Origin of the sequence: Nocardioides asiaticus (assembly GCF_040049175.1) — a bacterium.
In the GTDB taxonomy this organism is placed as follows: domain Bacteria; phylum Actinomycetota; class Actinomycetes; order Propionibacteriales; family Nocardioidaceae; genus Nocardioides; species Nocardioides cheoyonin.
Genome location: NZ_JBDZDM010000004.1, coordinates 48,066 through 69,116, shown reverse-complemented (window position 1 = coordinate 69,116; position 21,051 = coordinate 48,066). Strand labels below are relative to the sequence as shown.

Sequence of the window (21,051 nt, the reverse complement as noted above, 5' to 3'; positions counted from 1 at the left end):
GATGACGTGGGTCAGCTCAGGTACTGCGAGGTGCCGCGCTTGACGTACTGCCCGTGGCCCTTCGTGCCGACATAGCCGGTCCCGTCCACGATCACCGAGCCCCGCGACATGACGAGGTCGACGTGACCGTCGATCTCGAAGCCCTCCCAGGCGGAGTAGTCCATGTTCATGTGGTGGGCCTTTCCGACCCCGATGGAGGTGTGGCCGTTCGGGTCGTAGACGACGATGTCGGCGTCGGCGCCGGGCGCGATGACGCCCTTCTTGCCGTACAGGCCGAACATCCGGGCCGGGGTCGTGGAGGTGATCTCGACCCAGCGCTCGAGGGTGATCTCGCCGGTGACGACGCCCTGGTACATCAGGTCGAGGCGGTTCTCGACCGAGCCGATGCCGTTCGGGATCTTGGAGAAGTCCCCGATGCCCATCTCCTTCTGCTCCTTCATGCAGAAGGGGCAGTGGTCGGTGGAGACCATCTGGATGTCGTTGGTCCGCAGGCTCTGCCACATCGCGTCCTGGTGGCCCTCGGCGCGCGAGCGCAGGGGAGTGGAGCAGACCCACTTGGCGCCCTCGAAGTCGCCCCACTCCTCGCTGCTGGCGCCGAGCTGCTCCTCGAGGGAGAGGTAGAGGTACTGCGGGCAGGTCTCGCCGAAGACGTTGAGCCCTCGGTCGCGTGCGGCGGCGATCTGCTGGACCGCCTGCTTGGCGGAGACGTGGACGACGTACAGCGGCGCGCCGGTCAGGTCGGCGATCATGATCGCCCGGTGGGTGGCCTCCTCCTCGGCCTGCCACGGGCGGGTGACGCCGTGCCAGTACGGCGTGGTGTTGCCGGCCTCGACCGCCTGCTTGACGAGGACGTCGATCATGGCGCCGTTCTCGGCGTGCATCATCATCATCGCGCCGTTCTCGGCGCCCTTCTGGAACGCCCGCAGGATCTGGCCGTCGTCGCTGAGGAAGACGCCCTTGTAGGCCATGAAGAGCTTGAAGCTGGTGACGCCCTCGCCGATCAGCTCGTCCATCGCCTTGAGCGACTCGTCCTGGACGTCGGAGAGGATCTGGTGGAAGCCGTAGTCGATCGCGCAGTTGCCGGCGGCCTTCTCGTGCCACAGGTGGTACTGGTCCATGACCCGCTGGTCGGGGTACTGCACGACGAAGTCGACGATCGTCGTCGTACCTCCCCACGCCGCGGCGCGGGTGCCGGTCTCGAAGGTGTCGGACGCGAAGGTGCCGCCGAACGGCATCTCCATGTGGGTGTGGGCGTCGACGCCGCCGGGGATGACGTACTTCCCGGTCGCGTCGATCGTCGTGTCGGCGTTGACCGGGCCGAAGGGCGCGGTGCCGGGCTGGAGGAGGGCGACGATGGTCTCGCCGTCGACGAGGACGTCGGCGACCGTGCGGCCGGTGGCGCTGACGACGGTGCCGCCGGTGATGAGAGTCGTGCTCATCGAGACCTCCCTCAGGGCTTCGCGATCGCGGCGTACGTGTCCGGCCGGCGGTCGCGGTAGAACTGCCAGTCGTCGCGCATCTCCTGGACCATGTCCATCTCGAGGTCGCGGACGAGCAGCTCCTCCTTCTCACTGGAGCCGAGCTCGCCGACGAAGTTGCCGCGCGGGTCGATCACCTGGCTGGTGCCGTAGAAGTTGACCGCCTCGTCGCCGTACTCGTTGTCCTCGAGGCCGACCCGGTTGGGCTGCAGCACGAAGTAGCCGTTGGCGACGGCCGCGCACGGCCCCTCGACCTCCCAGAGCCGGTTGGAGAGGCCGGGCTTGGTGGCGTTGGGGTTGAAGACGATGTGGGCGCCGGCCAGGCCGAGCTCGCGCCAGCCCTCGGGGAAGTGCCGGTCGTAGCAGATGTACATCCCGACCTTGCCGATCGCGCAGTCGAAGACCGGATAGCCGAGGTTGCCGGGCCGGAAGTAGAACTTCTCCCAGAACTTGTCGACGTGGGGGAGATGGTTCTTGCGGTACTTGCCGAGCACGGTGCCGTCGGCGTCCACCAGCACGCTGGTGTTGTAGTAGACGCCGGTCTGCTCCTCCTCGTAGATCGGCAGCACCATCACCATGCCGAGCTCCTTGGCGAGGCTCGCGAAGCGCTGCACGACCGGCCCGTCGGCGGGCTCGGCGAAGCGGTAGTACTTCTTGTCCTGGGTGATGCCGAAGTACGGCCCGTAGAAGAGCTCCTGGAAGCAGATGGCCTGCGCGTCCTGGGCCGCCGCGTCACGGGCGAACTGCTCGTGGCGATCGAGCATCGACTCCTTGTCGCCGGTCCAGGTGGTCTGCGTGATGGCCGCTCGCACGATCGTCATTGGCCCTCATTCCTCTCGCATCAGCCGGTCAGGGGCACCGCCGTGAAACCCCACCCCGTGATCGTCGTGACACGACATGTCGGCGGGGTTTCGACGTGTGTCGGAGGGATTAAGGGTTGCCCTCGGCCCCGGGCCTGTCCAGAGCAATCGGCCCACGAAATGCGCCCGATCTGGACCGCTGCCCGGTCAGGCAGCCGTCAGCCGGCGTACGACGACCTGCTCGACCGCGCGGGCGAGCCGGAGTCGCAGGGTCGGGTCGACCCGGGGGCAGCCGAGCTCGAGCAGCAGCGCGACGCCGTCGCGGGCAGCGCGGCCGCGGTCGTGGGGGAGGGCGCCGGGGAGCCGGTTGGCCATGGCGGCGACGTCGGCGCAGGTCTCGACGGCCAGGTCGCAGTCGGCGGCGCTGAGCGTGGCGCGGACCTCGCGACCGGCCCGGACGAGCACGCCGAGCACCTCGACCTTCGCAGCCGTCGCGAGCGGCATCCGACACCCACCTCGTCCGTGACCCGAGCCGCCGGGGCGGCCTGACAGAGCCCCAACGACGAGCGCCCGCCCCGCGTTACGCGGGGCGGGCGCGTGGTCCGGACCGGCGCCGTCAGTGACCGGTGGTGAACCGCTGCCGGGGGTGGTTGGACTGCTCGATCTCGTCGACGTAGGCGAGCGCGAAGTCGGTTCCGGAGATCTCCGAGGATCCGTCCTCCTTGGTGACGAGCAGGTCCCCGCCGGTGCGATAGGTGCCGAGCGTCTCCCCCGGCGCCCAGGCGCCGAAGAGCGCTGCGGGGGAGACGTAGAACCAGCGCAGCTCCTCGGGGGACTGCTCCAGGGCCGCGAGGACCTCGGCGTGGGAGGAGGCCTCCGGCTTCCACTCCTCCTTGAAGTCAGGCGTGTCGATCAATCTCGGCCCGTCCGGGGCGACGAGCGAGCTGCCGGCGCCACCGACGAAGGAGAGGCGTACGCCGGCGTCGATCGACGCCGAGATCAGCGACGGGACGAGCTCCACCAGCTTGCGGCCGTCGACGTCGGCGCCGTGGACCGCGATGACGAGCTCGTCGGCGTCCCGCGCCGCCTTGCGGACGGTGTCCTCGTCGGCGAGGGTCCCGATGCGGTACTCGACGCCCTCGTCGGGCGCGCTCGGCTCGTGCCGGCTGTAGGAGATGACGCTGTGGCCGCGCTTGACAGCCTCCCGGGCGATGTTGCCACCGGCGTAGCCGGTGCCTCCGAAGATCACGATGGTCGACATGCGGTCAACCTAGCGGGCGGCCGGTCAGACGCCGGAGATCTTCTCGATGAGGGCCGTCGTCGAGATGGCGGGCGTGCGCGGGAGGTAGACGACCTCGCAGGCGTCCTTGAACTCGTCGAACCGCCCCGACCAGTCGTCGCCCATGACCAGGACGTCGGCCTTGTAGGTCTCGATGTAGTGCCGCTTCAGCTCGAGGCTCTCCTCGAGGAAGACCTCGTCGACCGGCTTGAGCGCCGCGACGATCGCGAGCCGCTCGCCCTGGCTGAAGACCGGGTCGCGGTCCTTCTTCTTGCGGTTGAGCTCGTCGGCGGACACGCCGACCACGAGACGGTCGCCGTACGCCGCTGCCCGCTCAATCATCCGGAGGTGGCCGATGTGGAACACATCGAACGTGCCGAAGGTGATGACGGTGCGGGACATGGGATGGGATTCTCGCACGTCAGGTACCACCGGGCAGAATCACGCCATGACCTCACCGGGCGGCCTGATGGCGGTGGACACCGCGGCCGACGCCGTACGCCGCCGGGCGCTGCGACGCATGCGGACCGTCGCCACGGGGCTGCTCGTCCTGGCGGCGATCGTCTATGTCGCGACGCTGCACCACGGCGGGTTCTGGGGCTACGTCAACGCGGGCGCGGAGGCCTCGATGGTCGGTGCCATGGCCGACTGGTTCGCGGTCTCGGCGCTGTTCCGGCACCCGCTCGGGCTGCCCATCCCGCACACCGCCCTGATCCCGAAGCGCAAGGACGACATCGGGGCCAGCCTGGAGGAGTTCGTCGGCGACAACTTCCTGCAGGAGGAGATCATCCGGGACCGGATCACCGTCTCGATGCCGGCGCTGCGGATCGGGCTGTGGCTCTCCGAGGAGGCCAACGCGAAGCGGCTGGTCGACGAGGCCGCGGTGATCGCCGCGGCGGTCCTGAAGCGGGTCCGCAACGACCACATCGAGGCACTGGTGACCGAGGCGGTCGTGCCGCGTCTGCGGGAGGAGCCGATCGCCCCGCTGCTCGGCACGACGCTCGGGGAAGCGCTCGACGACAACGTCCACCACGGCCTCGTCGACCTGGCCCTGGTCGAGCTCCACGGCTGGCTGCTCGAGCACCAGGAGACCGTCACCGACGTGCTCGGCGAGCGGGCCCCCTGGTGGGCGCCGCAGGCGCTGAAGGAGCCGCTCACCAACCGGATCCACGTCGAGCTGGTCCGCTGGGTCGCCGACATCCGTGACGACCCTGACCACCGCGCCCGCAAGGCCTTCGACTCCCTGCTGCGCGACCTCGCCAACGACCTGGTCAACGACCCCCCGACCCAGGAGCGGGCCGAGCGGCTCAAGCTGCGCCTCCTCGACCACCCGCAGGTCATCGAGACCTCCATCGCGCTCTGGGACGCGCTCCGCCGGGCGCTCACCGGCTCGCTGGAGGACCCCGACGGCGCCGTACGCAAGCGGGCCCTCGACGAGGTCCAGCTCTTCGCCTCGCGGCTCATCGCCGACGAGGCGCTGCAGCACCGGCTCGACGGGCTCGCCTCCGACGCGGCGGTCTTCGTCGTCAACCGGTACGGCTCGGAGGCCACCGCCCTCATCACCCACACCATCGAGCGCTGGGACGGCCGCGAGGCGGCCAAGCGGATCGAGCTCCACGTGGGCCGCGACCTTCAGTTCATCCGGATCAACGGCACCATCGTCGGCGGCCTCGTCGGCGTACTCATCCACACCGCCACCCAGCTCACCTGACCTCGGATCACCAGTTGTGGCACGTCGAGTCGCCAGTTGTGGCACGTCGAGTCGCCACCTTTGGTCGGTCGCGTCGCCACCGTGCGACGATCGGAGCGTGAGCGAGCCGCAGGACGTCCCGATCCGCGACGAGTCGATCAGGCTCGGTCAGTTCCTGAAGCTGGCCAACCTCGTCGAGACCGGCGCCGAGGCCAAGCCGGTCATCGCCGGCGGCCTGGTCCGCGTCAACGGCGAGGTGGAGACGCGGCGCGGCCGCCAGCTGCGCCTCGGCGACGTCGTGGAGCTGGCAGGACAGGCGGCCAGGGTGACCGACGAGGCGTCGTACGACGACAACCTGCCGTGGTGACCTGCCGAAGGGCAGGGCGGCTCAGCTCACGCCGAGCAGGTCGACCACGAAGATCAGCGTCTCGCCGGGCTTGATGACCCCGCCCGCGCCGCGGTCGCCGTAGCCCAGGTGCGGCGGGATGACGAGCTGCCGGCGCCCGCCGACCTTCATCCCCTGCACGCCCTGGTCCCAGCCCGAGATGACCTGGCCGATGCCGAGGCGGAACTGGAGCGGCTGACCGCGGTTGTAGGACGCGTCGAACTCCTCGCCCGTCGAGTGGGCGACGCCCACGTAGTGGACCGACACCGTCTTGCCGGCGGTCGCCTCCTCGCCGTCACCCTCGGTGATGTCGGTGACCACCAGGTCGGTCGGCGGCTCGGGGTCGAAGGACTCGATCTCAGGCTTCTCCATGCCGCCAGCCTAGGCGCACATGCGCGGCGACCCGGCGGCCGGGCACGTGCACACGCGCCGACCGGCGTCAGGTCTGGTGGACGTACGCCTCCAGCTGGTCCCGCTCGAAGGCGAGCTCGTCGATGCGGTGCTTGACGAGGTCGCCGATGCTGACGATGCCGGCGAGTACGCCGTCGCGCAGGACCGGCACGTGCCGGATCCGCCGCTCGGTCATGATCGTCATCAGCTCGTCGACCGTCGCCTCCGGGCCGCAGGTGACGACCGCGGGGGTCATGATCTCGCCGACCTCGAGGTCGAGCAGGGACTCGTCGGTGTGGAGCCTTCTCACCACGTCACGCTCGCTCACGATGCCGGCCAGCCGGCTCCCGTCAGGACTGACGACGCAGGCGCCGATGCCGTGCGAGGCCAGCACGCCGAGCAGCGTGCGGACGGTCTCGTCCGGGCCGATCGTCACGACGTCGGGACGGGCCTTGCGAGCGAGGATCTCCTCGATGTGCATCTTCCGACGGTAGGGCCTGCGGACCGGCCGGCGAAAGGGACCTGTGGGACAAGACTCCGACGTCGCGCGCCGGCGTCAGTCCGGTCGCCGGAACGGTGTGACGCTTCCGGGGCGTGGCGCCGGCCAGTCGGCGTCGGAGTCGCCGTCGGGCAGCGAGCCGAGGAAGGAGAGCACGGCGTCGTGCAGGTGTCCGTTGGTCGCCAGCGCGTTGCCGCCCCACGGGCCCTCGGTGCCGTCGAGCGAGGTGAAGGTCCCGCCGGCCTCGCGCACGATGACGTCGAGCGCGGCCATGTCGTACACCTCCAGCTCCGGCTCCACCGCGATGTCGACGGCACCCTCGGCGACGAGCATGTAGGACCAGAAGTCCGAGTAGGCGCGCGTACGCCAGCAGCGCCGCATGAGGGAGAGGAAGTCCTCGAGCCGGCCGCGCTCCTCCCAGCCGTGGAGCGAGGAGTACGACAGTGACGCGTCCTCGAGGCGGCGTACGTCGGAGACCTGGCACTTCGTCGCCTTCATCAGCGACTTGCCGGTGTAGGCACCCTGGCCCTTCGCCGCCCACCAGCGCCGGCCGAGCTGCGGTGCGGAGACGACCGACATCACGACCTCGTTCTCGACCGCGAGGGCGATGAGGGTGGCCCAGACGGGTACGCCGCGCACGTAGTTCTTGGTGCCGTCGATCGGGTCGATGATCCAGCGTCGGTTCGAGGAGCCGGTCGAGCCCTGCTCCTCGCCGGTGACGGCGTCCCGGGTCCGTGCCCGCGAGAGCGTGCGGCGGATCGACTCCTCGACGGCCTTGTCGGCGTCGCTGACCGGGGTGAGGTCCGGCTTCGTCATCACGTGCAGGTCGAGCGCCTTGAACCGCGAGGTCGACAGCGAGTCCGCGTCGTCGGCGAGGAGGTGCGCCAGCCGCAGGTCGTCGTTGAAGTCAGGTGTGCCAGCCACGGGCCCACCTTAGTGTCCCGACCCGCCCAGCGGGATCCGACCTAGAGAAGGTACGCCGGCACCGACCGCGCCTCGAGGAGGCGCCTGAAGGACGCGACCCGGTCCGCGTCGAGCTCGCCCCGCTCGATCGCGAGGTCGAGGCCGCACTCAGGCTCCTCCACGCCGTGCGTGCAGCCGCGCGGGCAGTCGACGGTCATCTCCTCGAGGTCGGGGAACGCCTTGATCAGGTCCCCCGGCTCGACGTGCGCGAGCCCGAACGACCGGATGCCGGGGGTGTCCACGATCCAGCCGCCGCCGGGCAGGGGGAGCAGGAGCGCCGAGGTCGAGGTGTGCCTCCCGCGCCCGGTGACGGCGTTGACGACGCCGACCTCGCGGCCCGCGTCCGGGACGAGCGCGTTGACCAGCGTCGACTTGCCGACGCCGCTGTGACCGAGCAGCACCGACGTCTCGCCGGCGAGACGCTCGCGGAGCTCGCTGAGGTCGCCGCCCTTCTGCGTCACGACCCAGGGCACGCCCAGGGAGCGGTACGTCGCGAGCAGCGTCTGCGGGTCCGCCAGGTCGGCCTTGGTGAGGCAGAGCAGCGGCGCCATCCCGGCGTCGTACGCCGCCACCAGCGCCCGGTCGATGAGCCCGGTCCGCGGCTCGGGGTCGGCGAGCGCCGTCACCACGACCAGCTGGGTGGCGTTGGCGACCACCACCCGCTCGACGGGGTCGTCGTCGTCGGCGGTCCGCCGCAGCACCGTCGTACGCGGCTCCACCTCGACGATCCGGGCGAGGCTGCCCTCGGCGCCGGAGACGTCGCCCACCACGCGGACGCGGTCGCCGACGACCACGCCCTTGCGGCCGAGCGGCCGGGCCTTCATCGCCATCACCGTCACCGGACCGTCGGAGGTCTCGACGAGCAGCGTGAAGCGCCCGCGGTCGACGGTCACCACCACGCCGGCCACGGCGTCGTCGTACGCCGGCCGCTCCTTGGTCCGCGGCCTGGTCCGCCGCCGGGGCCGGTCGTAGTGCTCGACGTCCTCGTCGGAGTAGCGGCGTGCGGAGCGGGCCATCGTCAGAACAGCGAGGCCCAGAACGGCGCGAAGTCGGTGAAGGTCTTGCCGGTGGTGGCGATGTTCTCGACGAGTACGCCGTCGACGGCAGCCCCCACGATCACGCCGGCCTGGGCCATCCGGTGGTCGGCGTAGGTGTGGAAGACACCGCCGTGGAGCGTCGCCGGTCGCAGCGAGAGGCCGTCCGGATGCTCGGTCACGTCGGCGCCGAGCGCGGACAGCTCGGCGGCCAGGGCGGCGAGCCGGTCGGTCTCGTGGCCGCGGATGTGGCCGATGCCGCGCAGGTGCGAGGGGCCCGAGGCGAGCGCGCAGAGCGCTGCGACCGCGGGGGCGAGCTCGCCGACGTCGTGCAGGTCCAGGTCGACTCCCTCCAGGCCGGCGAGGCCCGGCCCCGCGACGGCGAGCCCGTCGTCGGTGAATGCGACGGTGCAGCCCAGCTGGGTCAGGATGTCGCGCAGCGCGTCGCCGGCCTGGTCGGTGACCTCCGGCCAGTCGCGGACCGTGACCGTGCCACCCGAGACGGCGGCGAGCGCGAGGAACGGAGCCGCGTTGGAGAGGTCGGGCTCGATGCTGCGGTCGACCGCCTTGACCACGCCGGGCGCGACCGCCCAGCGGTTGGCCTCGGAGTCGTCCACCTCGACGCCGTGCTCGCGCAGCATCGCCACGGTCATGTCGATGTGGGGGAGCGAGGGGACCGGCTTGCCGTCGTGGCGCACGTCGACACCGTGCTCGTAGCGCGCACCCGCGAGCAGCAGCGCACTGATGAACTGGCTCGAGGCCGACGCGTCGATGACGACCGTCCCGCCGGGGACGGCTCCCGTGCCGTGGATCGTGAAGGGCAGCCGCTCGCCGCTGATGTCGACGCCGAGCGAGCGCAGCGCCGTCAACACCTCGCCGATCGGCCGCTGCCGCATGTGCTCGTCGCCGTCGAAGGCGACCTCGCCCGTCGACAGCGCCGCGACCGGCGGCACGAACCTCATCACCGTTCCGGCCAGCCCGCAGTCGACGAAGGCGTCATGGTCGAACGCGCCCGGCGTGACGGTCCAGTCCGGGCCGGACGTGTCGACCGCGCTGCCCAGCGCCGTGAGCGCGGCCGCCATGAGGAGCGTGTCGCGCGAGCGCAGCGCGCGGCGTACGACCGACGGCTGGTCGGCGATGGCCGCCAGCAGCAGTGCACGGTTGGTGAGCGACTTGCTCCCAGGCAGCGTCACCGTCGCGTCCACCGGTGCGGTTGCGCGGGGCGCCGGCCAGGGGTCGGCCAGCAGATCGGTCCGGGGCGAGGTCGTCACCCCTGAAGGTTATCCGGGCTCACGCCACCTTCGCCTTGGCGAGCTTCGCCTCCTGCCGGGCGGACACCGCCAGGTGGCGCGCCTCGCGGCGGGCGTCCTTCGCGGCGCGGCGCGCACGCCACGCCAGGCCCGGCTTCCCCTCGGTGTCGCCGGCCGCGATGATCAGCCCGCCGATGAGCGAGAGGTTCTTGGCGAACTGGATCTGCTGCATCTTCTTCGCCGCCGGGTCCGACTCCTCCCAGAACCGGTGGCCCGCCAGCGTCGTCGGCACCAGGCTCCCGGCCAGCAGCGCCGACGAGAGCCGCGGGAACTTGCCGGTGATCAGGCCGACCGCGCCCAGCAGCTGTACGCCGGCGTTGATCCGCACCATCGTCTTCGGGTCGTGCTGGACGGGTACGCCGGCCTTCTGCGCCGCCTGCACCAGCGGCCCGGTGATGGGCTCGGCCTTCTTCGCGTGCGCCTCGGCATTCTTGAGGGCGTTGATCGGGCCCACCACGAAGATCGACGACATGAGCGGGCGGGCGATCAGTCTGCTCAGGGTCATGGGTCGACAGTAACCCGTAACGCCCTCGGCCATGCCGGACCGACGCGGACTCAATGCCGGGGCAGCCCGCGCGTCAGCGTTACGAACGGCGGCGCTTGAGCCGAGCCGATACGGGCGACGAGCTTCCTGCCGAGTCCGATCGCGAATGGTTTCGACGACCGTCGGGTTGGAGCCGTCATCGAGCGGGCTCCGGGCGCGGCAGACGTGGATCGAGCCATCGGACGTAACCCGTCGCGGCGCCCTGCGTTTTCGATGTCGGGCCAGCAGCGGTTGCGCCGTGGCGCGTCTTCACCATCTGGATGTGACCGCCGTACGTAAAGGTCGTCCGGAAGCTCCACCCCTCCGCGGGGTCGTACGTGAAGTCGACATGGACCGCGGACGTGCTCGGCGAATTGAGCGTGCAGCGCTGAGCGGTTGACGGGGGCGGATCGGGAAGATCCTTTCCACAGGCGACGTGGGCCACGCCGGACCACCCGTCAGCTCCTTTGAGTTGAACGCTCACGGCTCCTGAGGACTGGCCCTCTTGCGGCCACCCCACGACGTCAGCGCGAACGTGCTCATAGCCGGTCTCGGGCAAGACCTCCGGTTCTTGCAGCCTTGGGTCCACGTGGACTGTGACGGTTGCGCTCGCGGACCGGCCGCTCGGGTCAGTGACGGTGTACATAAACGAGTCAATGACCGCCGAAGTCGTCGTGACGTAGGGCTGGTAGATCCACGTCAACGGATCCCCATCGGACGTGGGCAGTATCCGTCCGTACTTCGGGTCGCTGAATGTCGCTGTCAGTCGGTCACCATCGGGATCGGAAGCTCCTAGTTCGACGCTGCCGGGGACAACGTCGACGTCGTCGCCGTTCGTCTTGGACGGCGCGGTCACCACCGTCCACGCGGAGGTGTCCTTTGCAATCGGTGCCTGGTCGGCACGGACCTTGAGCGTGATCGTGCCTGTGTCGCGACCCCCGTGACCATCCTTGACGGTGTAGGTGAACCGCGTCGTGTAACCCTCGACCCCGGGCGCGCCGGTGTACGTGAGCGAGCCATCACCGTTGGGGGTGATGTGGCCGCGCTTCGGCTGGGTGAAGCCGGCGAGCATGAGAGCGTCGCGGTTGGAGTCGGACGCGTGCCGCAGCGGCCAGAGCAGGGTCGGCTTCACCGGCGAGAGAACGCCGTGCACCGGAACCATGTAGTTGTCGGCGATCGGCGGCGTGTTAGGCGTACGCACCCTCACCGAACCGCTGACCGTGCCGCCGTGGCCGTCGGAGAGCGTGTAGAGGATCGTGTCGGTGCCGCGCCAGCCCTCGTCGGGCGTGTAGGTGACGGTGGTGACGGGACCGGAGGAGCGCGCGAGCACGAAGGCGCCGCCGCTGACGGCGGTCTTGCCGCCGGCGAGCCGCGGCATGACCGGACGACCCGCCTTGCCGCCCTTGACGACGGTGCCGTGGGAAGGCTTCTTGGCCCGCGCGGACTTCACCCGCAGCTGGTCGCCGTTCGGGTCGGTCGCGCCCTTGGTGAGGTTGATGACGACCGACTTGCCCGGCGTGACGGTGACAGCGGGGAGCGGCGTGTCGATGACCGGCGCCTGCTCGGACGAGGTGGCGGGAGGGTTGGACGGCGTACTGCTCGGCGGAGGTACGACGGGCGGCGCAGTGGTGGGAGACGGCGTGGTCGCCGGGGGAGTGGTGGCGCTCTTCGGCGAGGGCTTCGGCTTGGGCTTCGGCTTGGGCTTCGGCGTGCTGGCCGGCGGAGTGGTCGCGCTCGGCGGCTGGCTCGACGCCGTCGCGCTCGAGGGTGGGGCGGCGGGCGGCTCGGCAGCGGGCTTGGGCGCGTTGCCGCCGCTCACCGCCACCGCGGCGACGACGACAGCCGCGGCGGCGACCCCCGACGCGCCCGCGGTGACCCGGCCGACGGGGTTGTGGATGAGCCAGTCCCGCGCCCGTCCGAGGAACAGCAGGAGACCCACCTTGGCGCCCCCAGTTGCGGCGGCCAGGTAGCCGACCCCGGCCGACCCGAGCAGCAGCGGCGCGAGCAGCGCCCCGAGGTTGGAGTTGACCTCGGTGAGCTCGAGGTAGATCGCCGTACACGGCCGGCACCCCTTCAGGTGCTCCTCGACCTTGGCGGCGTCGCGTTTGGACAGCCCGTTGCGGATGTAGGCGCCGAGGTTCGCACGGGTGCGCGCGCAGGCGTCGTCGACGGCGTCCTGTGCGTGCATCGAGATGAACGCCTGGCGCAGCCCCTCTCGGGCGCGGTAGGCGAGTGCCGAGACGGAGTTGGGGGACATCCCGAGCAGGGGCGCGATCTCGGCCGGCTTCTGGCCCTCGACCTCGGTGTGCCAGAGCACCTGCTGCCACCGCTCGGGCAGCTGCGCGAACGCCTTCGCGGCGGCCTGGTTGTCGAAGCCCGCGACGGCGGTGTCCTCGAACGGCACGCCGGGGTCGTACGGCGTCAGGTCGTCGGTCGTGGTGAGCCTGGAGCCGGCCCGGATCTTGTCGACGTGCAGCCGCCGCAGCGACGTGAGCAGGTAGGCGCGGAAGGCCAGGTCGGGGCCGCCGCCCTTCTGCAGGACCGCCAGCACCTTCGCGAACGACTCGGAGACGAGGTCGTCGACGTCCCCGGCCGAGACCAGCTGCCGGGCGAGCCGGCGGGCCGCCTCGACGTGGCGCTCGAAGAGCGTCCCGTAGGCCTCGAGGTCCCCGGCGCGTACGGCGCTGATGAGCTCGGCGTCGCCGGGCTCCTCAACGGTCTGCAGAGGGGCGGTGGGGTCAGTCACGGTTCAAGGACGGTCGGTTCGGAGGGTCATGACGCGATACGCGCGCACGCGTGTCACGCGCTTCCATGCTGCACCCCGAGTTTGATCGTGAAAATTCGCTGAGAAATACGTGCGCGATAGCGTCATGCGACTGCTCTCGTGACGTCCCATTCTCGCATGGGCGCTCAGGGTGCCATGTGACGACGGAAGGGAGGGCGGTCCTGTGGGCTTCATCACGAAGCTGCTGCGTCGCGGGCAGGATCGCTCCGCGACCGGGGTGGAACTGACCGAGGAGCAGCGCGCGGCACTGCCGCCGCACTTCGAGGCAGCAGGGGAGGCCCTGGCCGCGGGGAGCCCGTACGTCGCCGAGGCGTGCTGGGTGGCGGGGCGTGACATCGCCGAAGACGGCGCACCGCTCGGTGAGGCCCTGGAGGGCCTCCGCTCCACCACCCGGCTCGTCGTCGGCCGCGACCCGAGCTTCGAGGAGTGCCACGCGATCTCGATGGCGTGGAGCGAGTCCACCCTCGGGTTCCTGCACCAGCTCTCGTGCGCCGACCCGAACACCGGTCTCGCCACTCTCGCCCACATGCGCGAGCGGATCTCCGAGCTCTATCGCGGCGCCCGCGCCTGCTCGTTCGCGCTCGTCGTGGCCGACGCCCACGCCACCGAGGATCTCGACGCCGTCGACGCGCTGACGCGGACGCGGCGGATGGCGCTGATCGGGGAGACCGCGCGTTCGGTGTTCGACGGCATCTCCACTGTCGGCCGGGTCGGCCCGAACCGGCTCGTCGTCGTCGTGCCCCGCGACGACACCCTCGCGACCCGGGTCTCGCTGCTGAAGCGGATGCTCGAGAGCTCCGCCGACCGGGTCTGGATCGAGGGGCTGCCGCACACCGACGAATCGGCCGGGATCCTCCTCGATGAGCTCGCCCGGGGGGCGTGAGCCGCTCGTTAGAGTGTTCGCATGTGCGGGCGCTACGCCTCCAGCAGGCATCCTGACGACCTTGGCGACGTGTTCGAGATCGACGAGCTGCGCCTGCCCGAGCCGCTCGACGAGAACTACAACGTCGCGCCGACCGACGAGGTCTACGCCGTCCTCGAGCGTCCACCGCGGAAGGACGATGGCGACGACGAGGACCGGATCGAGCGCCAGCTGCGCACCGTGAAGTGGGGCCTCGTGCCGTCGTGGGCGAAGGACGCCTCGATCGGCTCGCGGATGATCAACGCGCGGATGGAGACGGTCGCCGAGAAGCCGGCGTACAAGAGGGCCTTCGAGAAGCGCCGCTGCCTGCTCCCCGCCGACGGCTACTACGAGTGGTACGAGACCTCGCAGCTCGACAAGCGCGGCAAGCCGCGCAAGCAGCCGTTCTTCATCCGGCCCAAGGACCACGGGATCCTGGCGATGGCAGGGCTCTACGAGCTGTGGCCCGACCCCACCAAGGACAAGGACGACCCCACCCGCTGGCTGTGGACGTGCACCGTCATCACGACCAACGCCGCTGACCACCTCGGCCGCATCCACGACCGGATGCCGCTCATGGTCGAGAGGGACCGCTGGGAGGAGTGGCTCGACCCGCGCCGTCCCGGCTCGACCGACCTCCTCGTGCCGGCCTCGCCCGACGTTTTGGAGGCCTACCCGGTGGCAACGCTGGTGAGCAACGTCCGCAACAACGGGCCCGAGCTGACCGAACCACTGCCGCTGGAGGAGACGCTGCTGTGACAGAGCAGATGATCGAGACGCCGTACGGCGAGGGTCGGCTCGTCACCCGCCGGGCGCGCAAGCCGGTGGCTACCCTGCTGCTGTCACATGGTGCCGGCAACGGCATCGACACCCCGGACCTCGAGGCGCTCAACAAGGCGCTGCCGGCACAGGGCATCACCGTCGTACGCTTCGAGCAGCCCTGGAAGGTCGCCGGACGACCGGTCGCGACGCCTCCGAACACCCTCGACGTCGCGCTCACCGAGGCGGCCAACTGGATGCGCGTGCGTACGCCGATGGTCGTCGGCGGCCGCTCCGCCGGCGCCCGCTCGGCCGCCCGCACCGGTCGCTCGCTCGGTGCCGCCGGCTGCCTGTGCCTCGCCTTCCCGCTCCACCCCCCGGGCAAGCCCGAGAAGAGCCGCCTCGAGGAGCTCCGGGGCAGCAAGGTGCCGACCCTCGTCGTCCAGGGTGAGCGTGACCCGATGGGGAAGCCGGAGGAGTTCCCCGAGTGGGTCGAGGTGGTGCCCGTCCCGGGCGCCGACCACTCGCTCAAGGTGGGTGTCCGTGGCCCGATCAGCCAGCAGGACGCACTCGCGATCCTGATCGAGTCGACGCTGGAGTGGATGGTCCGCGAGGTGATCGGTCCCGCGGAGCGCGCCCGGGCCTGAGACTGCGCCGGATCCCGCCGAATCGTTGTTAACCTAGTGAAATGGTTCGGTTAAAGCCGGGTCAGCTCCGCTCCTCGGCCACCACGCGACGGGCTGACCTGCCCGAGCGGCCAGCGGGCCGCCGAGGCTCGGACTCGGCGGCCGCGCTGCTTCGGGCCGTGCTCGACCACGGGCCGGTGGCACGCAGCAACCTCGCGCGCTTGGCCGGACTCTCCCCGGCCTCGGTCAGCGGCGTCACGGGAGCGCTCATCGAGCGCGGGCTGATCCGCGAGGTCCCTGAGGCCGCCGGTCCGCCCGGCTTCGGGCGACCGCACGTCCCGCTGGATCTCGATCCCGACGCGGTCGCCCTCGTCGGCGTGCACGTGGCGGTCCCGCACGCCACCGTCGCCGTCCTCGATCTGCGCGGGCGGGTCATGGCCCAGCGCAGGGTGTCGTACGACGCGCCCGCGCCGGCGCAGGTCGTCGAGCTCGTGGCCGGCGAGGTGGCCGTGTTCCGCGAGGAGTTCGCGGATCGCCGGATCCTCGGCGTCGGCGTGGCGTCCGGAGGTCGCGTCGACCGCGCCTCGGGGGTCGTGGTCGAGCACACGGTGCTCGACTGGCGCAACGTCCCGCTGCGCGAGCAGTTCGAGGCGAGAACCGGCCTGCCGACCTACGTCGAGAGCCACGGGCGGGCGCTGCTGCGGGCCGAGCAGCTGTTCGGCCGGCATGCGGTGCGTGCGCGCGAGAGTATCGTCCACGTCTTCGTCGGCAACGTGGTCGACGCCGCCTTCTCGATCCGGGGGCGCGTGCACCAGGGGTCGCGCTCCGCGTCCGGCACCGTCGCCCACCTCCCCGTCGATGCGGACCGCATCGCCGCCGACTCGTGCCGGTGCGGCCGTGTCGGCTGCCTCCAGGCGGCGGTCTCGGAGCGCAGCCTGCTGCGTCGAGCCGCAGGGCTCGGTATCGCGGCCCGCCACGTCGGCGACCTGCAGGCGCTGGCGCAGCAGGGTGACGAGCGGCTCATCGACCTCTTCGTCGAGCGGGCGCGGCTGCTCGGTCACGCGGTCGCCTACCTGCTCGACCTCTTCGACCCGGAGGTGCTGACTGTCATGGAGTCCGGGTTCCTGTGGCTTCCGCCGGCACGCGAGGCACTCCTGGCGGAGGTGGCTGCGCGGTCGGAGATCGTGGACGACCCCGGCCGGGTGGTCGTCCCGTCGAGCTTCGCCGAGTCGCCGCTCGCTGTGGCCGGCGGAAGCGTCGTGCTCGAGAGGGTCTACGCCGCGCCGCTCGCGTGGCCGGGCCTCCCGACCGCTTCCTGAGTGCGACTTAATTCAGTCGGGAGCATTGTTGACGACTAAGTCGATTAGTTTAGTCTTATTTAGCGGCGAGGGCAGTCCCGCCCAGCCGCCCGCGGTCACCCGTCCGCCGGCCCCTGTCCGCCCTGTCCGTCCGTCGAACCAATGCCGCACACTGCCGTCGCGGTCGAAGGAGTCACACGTGAGCCAGTCCGGCCGCCAGCTGAGCCTCAACGCGTTCCTGCACGACACCGGGCACCACGAGGCCTCGTGGCGCCACCCCGAGAGCGCGGTCGACAGGATCGACGACATCACCTGGTACCAGGAGATCGCCCGGAAAGCCGAGGAGGCGAAGCTCGACGCGGTCTTCCTCGCCGACGGCCCCGCGTGGTACGGAACCCGCCACCGCCCGAGCAACCAGTTCGAGCCGGTCACGCTCCTGACCGCGATCGCCGCCGCCACGGAGCGGATCGGGCTGATCGCAACGGCCTCGACCACCTACTTCGAGCCCTTCAACCTCGCCCGCCTCTTCGCCAGCCTGGACCGGATCTCGGCCGGTCGTGCCGGGTGGAACATCGTCACGACCTACAACGAGGCCGCCGCGCCCAACTTCGGGCTCGACGGCGTGCCGAGCAATGAGGAGCGGTACGAGCGCGCCCAGGAGTTCGTCGACGTCGTCACCAAGCTGTGGGACAGCTGGGAGGACGACGCGGTCGTCGCCGATCGCATGTCGGGCGACTACGTCGACGCCTCGAAGGTGCACCCCGTCGACCACGTCGGACGCCACCTGAAGGTGAAGGGGCCCTTCAGCGCGCCCCGGTCGCCGCAGGGACGTCCGGTCTACGTCCAGGCCGGCTCCTCGAACGAGGGCCGCGCGTTCGCCGCGCGCAACGCCGAGGCGATCTTCACCGCCCACCAGACCCTGGGCGACGCGCAGGCGTTCTACGCCGACATCAAGGCCAGGGCACGCTCGCTGGGGCGCGACCCCGGCCATGTCCTCGTGCTGCCCGGCATCAGCGCGTTCATCGGGGAGTCCCCCGCGGAGGCGGAGGAGCTGTACCGCTACTTCAACAGCCTGACGGTCACCGAGTTCGGCCTCAACCAGCTCGAGAAGCTCGTCGGCGTCTCGCTGCGTCACCTCGACCTGGACGAGAAGGTGCCGGTCGAGATCTTCGGCGGCGCGGGCAACGTGCTCGACAACAACCGGAGCCGCAAGCAGGTCGTCGCCAACATCGTCGAGCGCGACCGCCCCACGCTGCGCGAGCTGCTCCACCGCCTCGCCGGCGGTCGCGGTCACAACGTGGTCCACGGCACCCCGGTGCAGGTCGCCGACCTCATCCAGGAGTGGTTCGAGAACGGCGCCGCCGACGGGTTCAACGTCATGCCGCCGCTCTACCCGCAGCTCCTCGACGCGTTCACCGCGCAGGTGGTCCCGATCCTGCAGGACCGTGGCCTCTTCCGCACCGAGTACGCCGGCTCGACGCTGCGCGAGCACTACGGACTGCCCCGTCCCGAGAGCGTCTACACCGCCGAGCCATCCGTGGCCGTCGGCAGGTGACGGGCGGCAACGACGCGCTGATGAGGGCCACCACGATGACCACCGGGGTACGACGGCGCCCACGGCGCCTCGCCGCGCTCGCGGCCGCGGCACTGATCGCCGGCCTGAACCTCTCGGCCTGCGGCGCGCAGAACGGTCCGACGACAACGATCCGCTACCAGTCCAGTGCCGGCTCGGTGGACGTCCTCCAGCTCGCTGCTGCCCTGGGCTACCTGGACGGAGTGACCCTGAAGAAGGTCGGCGACGTGACTGGTGGGCCGCAGGCGGTGCAGGCACTCGTTGGGGATCAGGTCGACATCTCCACCAGCTGCTTCTTCGGCGCCATCGGGCAGGTGGTCGCTACCGGAGCGCCGATCAAGGCAGTCGTCGCGACGTACGGCTCCAACGCCAAGGTCAGCTCGCAGATCGTCACGCTCGAGGACTCCTCCGTCCGGTCCGCCCAGGACCTGGTCGGCAAGAAGATCGCGGTCAACACGCTCGGCGCGAACGCCGAGGCTGTCATCGACACCTGGATGCTGAAGAGCGGGCTGACCCAGGACCAGATCAGGCAGGTCACCCTGGTGCCTCTGCCGCCGCTCAACATGGTCGAGGCGCTGCAGGAGCACCAGGTCGACGCGATCGACGTCGGCACAGGACTGGTGAAGGCCACCGAGGAGACCGGGCTGGACCTGCGGACGCTGGTCAAGGACACCGACGTGGTCGGCACCTACAACGGCGGCGGCGCGTCGATGCGGACCGACTTCCTCGACGAGAACCCCCGCACGTCCGAGAAGGTCGTGACGGGCATCGCCAAGGCGGTCCGCTACATCGAGAGCCACCCCCGCGACCAGGTGCTCAAGGTCTACGACGCCTGGCTCCGCGAGAACGGCTACGGAAGCTACGTCGCGGCGGTCGACAAGAACTGGGGCGGCTCCACGGGCGTTGCGACGCCGCAGACGGCCGCGATGCGCGACCGCGACTTCTCGATCTGGCTCGACTGGCTGAAGGCCCGCGGCGACGTGGATCCGTCGAAGGCGAGGCCGAGCAATGTCTACACCAACCAGTACAACGACGTGGCGAAGGGCTGAAGCATGAGTGCGCGAATCGATCTTTCAGGCGTCGGACAGGTGTTCCAGGTCCGGGGCGACGATGACAAGCAGAAGCGCGACTTCGTCGCGCTGGAGGGCGTCGAGCTCAGCGTGGCCGCAGGCGAGTTCCTCACCCTCGTCGGGCCCTCGGGGTGCGGCAAGTCGACCATCCTCGACCTCGTCGGCGGATTGACGAAGCCCACGACCGGAACGGTCAGTGTGGATGGCCGTCAGATCGTTGGGCCGGGGCCGGACCGCGGCGTGGTCTTCCAGCAGTACACGCTGCTGCCTTGGCGCACCGCGCTCGGCAACATCGAGTTCGCCCTCGAGGCCACTGGGTCGTGGAGCAGGTCGGAGCGGGCCGCACGGGCTCACGACTACCTCCGCCTCGTCGGGCTCGAGGAGTTCGCCAACCGCTATCCGCACGAGCTCTCCGGCGGCATGAAGCAGCGGATCGCGATCGCCCGGTCTCTGTCGTACGAGCCGGCCGTCCTGCTCATGGACGAGCCGTTCGGCGCCTTGGACGCCCAGACCCGCGAGCGGCTGCAGGAGGAGCTCATCGAGATCTGGAGGCGGACCGGCACCACCATCGTGTTCATCACCCACGACATCGAGGAGGCCGTGTTCCTGGGCCAGCGGGTCGCCGTGATGAGCAGCCGGCCGGGGACGATCCGCACCGTCATCGACATCGAGCTCGATCACTCCCGGTCGGGCGAGGAGGACATCCGCGGCACGCAGGAGTTCGCGGCGTACCGGCACGAGATCTGGAGCCTGCTGCGCGAGCGCCAGCACGGCCGGGAGGAGGTGGCCTCCGTTGCCTAGTCTCCTCGAGGAGCGTACGGAGCCCGGACTCAACCAGCGCCAGCGGGCGGCAGCGCGGGCGACGCCGGTGTCGGCGTACGTCACCAGGCTCGGCCGGGTGGGCCGGGGCGTCCTCGGCATCGCGATCCTGGCCGTGATCTGGGAGGTGTTCCCCCGGCTCGGGGTGGTCAACGGCTACTTCCTGCCGCCGTTCCACACCGTCGTCGCCGCCTGGTGGGACCTGCTCAAGGACGGCGACCTCCTCCGGAACCTGCGCGCGAGCCTCGTGCGCTCGGTCGCCGGCTTCGCCATCGCCACCGCCGTGGCGATCCCGGTCGGTGTCGCGATCGCGTGGTACCGCCCGATCCGCGAGCTGCTGACCCCTCCGCTGGAGGTCTTCCGCAACACCGCAGCGCTCGCCCTGCTCCCCGCCTTCACGCTCATCCTCGGGATCGGGGAGACGTCCAAGATCAGCATCGTCGTCTACGCCTGCTTCTTCCCGATCCTGCTCAGCACGATCACCGGTGTCGCGACGGTCGACCAGCAGCTGCTCCGCTCGGCGAGGGTGCTCGGACTGAGCCCGGTGGCGACCTTCCGGAAGGTCGTCTTCCCGGCCGCCGTACCCACGATCTTCACCGGGATCCGGATCTCCGGTGCCGCGGCGATCCTCGTCCTGATCGCCGCCGAGCTGGTGGGCGCAACGGCCGGTCTCGGCTTCCTCATCAACTACACGCAGATGAACTTCCTGATCCCCGAGATGTACGCCGCGATCCTCACCACGACCCTGCTCGGCCTCGCCGTCAACTACGGCCTGGTCGCGCTGGAGCGGCGCTTCTCGCGCTGGCGTCCCTGACGGACCCGGCCGCTCGAACCGTCCCAACCGGTCGAAAGACCCCGAGAAAGGAACT

22 protein-coding genes are annotated in these 21,051 nt (G+C 70.5%); 10 read left to right on the top strand and 12 right to left on the bottom strand.

What is annotated here, in order from left to right:
• Positions 1 to 11: 11 nt before the first annotated feature.
• The 5 genes from hydA to ABLE53_RS15325 all read right to left on the bottom strand — a co-directional run bounded on the left by hydA (position 12) and on the right by ABLE53_RS15325 (position 3,959).
• A complete protein-coding gene (hydA, locus tag ABLE53_RS15345; RefSeq protein ID WP_348859878.1) occupies positions 12 to 1,439 on the bottom strand; it encodes a dihydropyrimidinase in 1,428 nt (475 codons plus the stop codon).
• 11 nt (positions 1,440 to 1,450) lie between these two features.
• The gene (locus ABLE53_RS15340) at positions 1,451 to 2,299 is read right to left on the bottom strand and encodes a nitrilase-related carbon-nitrogen hydrolase (protein WP_348859877.1); all 849 of its coding nucleotides are present in this window, start codon (positions 2,297 to 2,299) and stop codon (positions 1,451 to 1,453) included.
• A gap of 186 nt (positions 2,300 to 2,485) precedes the next feature.
• A complete protein-coding gene (locus ABLE53_RS15335) occupies positions 2,486 to 2,782 on the bottom strand; it encodes a hypothetical protein (RefSeq protein ID WP_348859876.1) in 297 nt (98 codons plus the stop codon).
• Between the two features lie 112 nt (positions 2,783 to 2,894).
• Positions 2,895 to 3,539: an NAD(P)-dependent oxidoreductase gene (locus ABLE53_RS15330; protein WP_348859875.1), complete on the bottom strand. Its 645-nt coding sequence runs from the start codon at positions 3,537 to 3,539 to the stop codon at positions 2,895 to 2,897.
• Positions 3,540 to 3,563: 24 nt separating this feature from the next.
• Positions 3,564 to 3,959, bottom strand: coding sequence for an FAD synthase family protein (locus tag ABLE53_RS15325; protein ID WP_348859874.1), 396 nt, complete (start codon positions 3,957 to 3,959; stop codon positions 3,564 to 3,566).
• A 46-nt stretch (positions 3,960 to 4,005) separates the two neighbouring features.
• On the opposite strand from ABLE53_RS15325, the gene ABLE53_RS15320 reads away from it, so the two are divergent.
• Together ABLE53_RS15320 and ABLE53_RS15315 are read left to right on the top strand one after the other, a co-directional pair.
• A complete protein-coding gene (locus ABLE53_RS15320; protein ID WP_348859873.1) occupies positions 4,006 to 5,268 on the top strand; it encodes a DUF445 domain-containing protein in 1,263 nt (420 codons plus the stop codon).
• Positions 5,269 to 5,365: 97 nt separating this feature from the next.
• Positions 5,366 to 5,614 (top strand): RNA-binding S4 domain-containing protein, encoded by a 249-nt coding sequence (locus ABLE53_RS15315; protein ID WP_348859872.1) that lies wholly within the window; start codon positions 5,366 to 5,368, stop codon positions 5,612 to 5,614.
• Positions 5,615 to 5,635: 21 nt separating this feature from the next.
• Here the strand turns inward: ABLE53_RS15315 and ABLE53_RS15310 are convergent, their stop codons facing one another.
• From ABLE53_RS15310 to ABLE53_RS15280, 7 genes are all read right to left on the bottom strand, one after another.
• Positions 5,636 to 6,004 carry an FKBP-type peptidyl-prolyl cis-trans isomerase gene (locus ABLE53_RS15310; protein ID WP_348859871.1) on the bottom strand — a complete coding sequence of 123 codons (369 nt, stop codon included), beginning with the start codon at positions 6,002 to 6,004 and terminating at the stop codon, positions 5,636 to 5,638.
• 67 nt (positions 6,005 to 6,071) lie between these two features.
• Entirely contained in the window at positions 6,072 to 6,503 is a 432-nt protein-coding gene (locus ABLE53_RS15305; RefSeq protein ID WP_348859870.1) for a CBS domain-containing protein, read from the bottom strand.
• Positions 6,504 to 6,578: 75 nt separating this feature from the next.
• Positions 6,579 to 7,445: an inositol monophosphatase family protein gene (locus ABLE53_RS15300; protein ID WP_348859869.1), complete on the bottom strand. Its 867-nt coding sequence runs from the start codon at positions 7,443 to 7,445 to the stop codon at positions 6,579 to 6,581.
• Positions 7,446 to 7,486: 41 nt separating this feature from the next.
• Positions 7,487 to 8,500 carry a ribosome small subunit-dependent GTPase A gene (rsgA, locus tag ABLE53_RS15295; protein WP_348859868.1) on the bottom strand — a complete coding sequence of 338 codons (1,014 nt, stop codon included), beginning with the start codon at positions 8,498 to 8,500 and terminating at the stop codon, positions 7,487 to 7,489.
• Positions 8,501 to 8,502: 2 nt separating this feature from the next.
• A complete protein-coding gene (aroA, locus tag ABLE53_RS15290) occupies positions 8,503 to 9,789 on the bottom strand; it encodes a 3-phosphoshikimate 1-carboxyvinyltransferase (RefSeq protein WP_348859867.1) in 1,287 nt (428 codons plus the stop codon).
• Between the two features lie 19 nt (positions 9,790 to 9,808).
• Positions 9,809 to 10,333, bottom strand: a complete 525-nt coding sequence (locus ABLE53_RS15285; protein WP_348859866.1) for a DoxX family protein — start codon at positions 10,331 to 10,333, stop codon at positions 9,809 to 9,811.
• A 175-nt stretch (positions 10,334 to 10,508) separates the two neighbouring features.
• The gene (locus ABLE53_RS15280) at positions 10,509 to 13,097 is read right to left on the bottom strand and encodes a sigma-70 family RNA polymerase sigma factor (RefSeq protein ID WP_348859865.1); all 2,589 of its coding nucleotides are present in this window, start codon (positions 13,095 to 13,097) and stop codon (positions 10,509 to 10,511) included.
• A 202-nt stretch (positions 13,098 to 13,299) separates the two neighbouring features.
• On the opposite strand from ABLE53_RS15280, the gene ABLE53_RS15275 reads away from it, so the two are divergent.
• From ABLE53_RS15275 to ABLE53_RS15240, 8 genes are all read left to right on the top strand, one after another.
• A complete protein-coding gene (locus tag ABLE53_RS15275) occupies positions 13,300 to 14,019 on the top strand; it encodes a hypothetical protein (RefSeq protein ID WP_348859864.1) in 720 nt (239 codons plus the stop codon).
• Positions 14,020 to 14,040: 21 nt separating this feature from the next.
• Positions 14,041 to 14,796 carry an SOS response-associated peptidase gene (locus ABLE53_RS15270; RefSeq protein ID WP_348859863.1) on the top strand — a complete coding sequence of 252 codons (756 nt, stop codon included), beginning with the start codon at positions 14,041 to 14,043 and terminating at the stop codon, positions 14,794 to 14,796.
• Positions 14,793 to 15,443 (top strand): alpha/beta hydrolase family protein, encoded by a 651-nt coding sequence (locus ABLE53_RS15265; protein WP_348859862.1) that lies wholly within the window; start codon positions 14,793 to 14,795, stop codon positions 15,441 to 15,443. The genes ABLE53_RS15270 and ABLE53_RS15265 overlap by 4 nt, the downstream gene beginning before the upstream one ends.
• A 41-nt stretch (positions 15,444 to 15,484) precedes the next feature.
• Complete coding sequence (locus ABLE53_RS15260; protein ID WP_348859861.1) at positions 15,485 to 16,741, top strand: ROK family protein; 1,257 nt, start codon at positions 15,485 to 15,487, stop codon at positions 16,739 to 16,741.
• Positions 16,742 to 16,919: 178 nt separating this feature from the next.
• Positions 16,920 to 18,275: an LLM class flavin-dependent oxidoreductase gene (locus ABLE53_RS15255; protein WP_348859860.1), complete on the top strand. Its 1,356-nt coding sequence runs from the start codon at positions 16,920 to 16,922 to the stop codon at positions 18,273 to 18,275.
• 20 nt (positions 18,276 to 18,295) lie between these two features.
• Positions 18,296 to 19,342 (top strand): ABC transporter substrate-binding protein, encoded by a 1,047-nt coding sequence (locus tag ABLE53_RS15250; protein ID WP_348859859.1) that lies wholly within the window; start codon positions 18,296 to 18,298, stop codon positions 19,340 to 19,342.
• Positions 19,343 to 19,345: 3 nt separating this feature from the next.
• A complete protein-coding gene (locus tag ABLE53_RS15245; RefSeq protein WP_348859858.1) occupies positions 19,346 to 20,164 on the top strand; it encodes an ABC transporter ATP-binding protein in 819 nt (272 codons plus the stop codon).
• A complete protein-coding gene (locus ABLE53_RS15240; RefSeq protein WP_348859857.1) occupies positions 20,157 to 20,996 on the top strand; it encodes an ABC transporter permease in 840 nt (279 codons plus the stop codon). The genes ABLE53_RS15245 and ABLE53_RS15240 overlap by 8 nt, the downstream gene beginning before the upstream one ends.
• Positions 20,997 to 21,051 lie beyond the last annotated feature (55 nt).

Excerpts from the sequence above, each read along its gene's own strand:
- hydA (WP_348859878.1), bottom strand. The coding sequence starts at position 1,439 with ATGAGCACGACTCTCATCACCGGCGGCACCGTCGTCAGCGCCACCGGC.
- ABLE53_RS15340 (WP_348859877.1), bottom strand. The coding sequence starts at position 2,299 with ATGACGATCGTGCGAGCGGCCATCACGCAGACCACCTGGACCGGCGAC.
- ABLE53_RS15335 (WP_348859876.1), bottom strand. The coding sequence starts at position 2,782 with ATGCCGCTCGCGACGGCTGCGAAGGTCGAGGTGCTCGGCGTGCTCGTC.
- ABLE53_RS15330 (WP_348859875.1), bottom strand. The coding sequence starts at position 3,539 with ATGTCGACCATCGTGATCTTCGGAGGCACCGGCTACGCCGGTGGCAAC.
- ABLE53_RS15325 (WP_348859874.1), bottom strand. The coding sequence starts at position 3,959 with ATGTCCCGCACCGTCATCACCTTCGGCACGTTCGATGTGTTCCACATC.
- ABLE53_RS15320 (WP_348859873.1), top strand. The coding sequence starts at position 4,006 with ATGACCTCACCGGGCGGCCTGATGGCGGTGGACACCGCGGCCGACGCC.
- ABLE53_RS15310 (WP_348859871.1), bottom strand. The coding sequence starts at position 6,004 with ATGGAGAAGCCTGAGATCGAGTCCTTCGACCCCGAGCCGCCGACCGAC.
- ABLE53_RS15305 (WP_348859870.1), bottom strand. The coding sequence starts at position 6,503 with ATGCACATCGAGGAGATCCTCGCTCGCAAGGCCCGTCCCGACGTCGTG.
- rsgA (WP_348859868.1), bottom strand. The coding sequence starts at position 8,500 with ATGGCCCGCTCCGCACGCCGCTACTCCGACGAGGACGTCGAGCACTAC.
- ABLE53_RS15285 (WP_348859866.1), bottom strand. The coding sequence starts at position 10,333 with ATGACCCTGAGCAGACTGATCGCCCGCCCGCTCATGTCGTCGATCTTC.
- ABLE53_RS15270 (WP_348859863.1), top strand. The coding sequence starts at position 14,041 with ATGTGCGGGCGCTACGCCTCCAGCAGGCATCCTGACGACCTTGGCGAC.
- ABLE53_RS15260 (WP_348859861.1), top strand. The coding sequence starts at position 15,485 with ATGGTTCGGTTAAAGCCGGGTCAGCTCCGCTCCTCGGCCACCACGCGA.
- ABLE53_RS15250 (WP_348859859.1), top strand. The coding sequence starts at position 18,296 with ATGAGGGCCACCACGATGACCACCGGGGTACGACGGCGCCCACGGCGC.
- ABLE53_RS15245 (WP_348859858.1), top strand. The coding sequence starts at position 19,346 with ATGAGTGCGCGAATCGATCTTTCAGGCGTCGGACAGGTGTTCCAGGTC.